This is a genomic window from Priestia sp. SIMBA_032, from assembly GCF_046535215.1.
Lineage (GTDB): Bacteria > Bacillota > Bacilli > Bacillales > Bacillaceae_H > Priestia > Priestia aryabhattai.
Genome location: NZ_JAWRXD010000198.1, coordinates 1 through 393, shown reverse-complemented (window position 1 = coordinate 393; position 393 = coordinate 1). Strand labels below are relative to the sequence as shown.

Below are 393 nucleotides of genomic sequence, written 5' to 3'. Positions count from 1 at the left end.
CTCCGAAATCCCTGCACATCACCTCGTCTCCTCGCGACGGGTAGACCTTCGTGCCGGACACGAACACGTCGCCGGTGCCGATGCTTCCTGTGTTGTAGTCGGCGCCTGTGCCGGCGTACGGGTTCTCCGGTACCGCGACTCCGCCGAGACTCCAGCACCCCGAGGAAGAACCGCCACCGTACGTGATGGTGCACACGCCGGTCAGCCGCCCCGTCGTCGAGAGCAGCGGCGCGAAGGTGTTTCCCGCCTTGAACGATGCGGGGGATGTGGTGAGTGGCCACGACCCCTGGCACAGGGTGGACGACGAGGAGTCGAAACAGACGGTCTGCCAGGCGCTCGCCGCGGTCAGCTGGACGCTGGCGAAGACGTGATCGCCGTAGGTGGCGGTCATAT

At 66.2% G+C, this 393-nt stretch carries 1 protein-coding gene; it reads right to left on the bottom strand.

What is annotated here, in order from left to right:
* On the bottom strand, positions 1 to 393 hold a 393-nt coding region (locus SB717_RS33985), incomplete at both ends, for a hypothetical protein (RefSeq protein ID WP_410907214.1).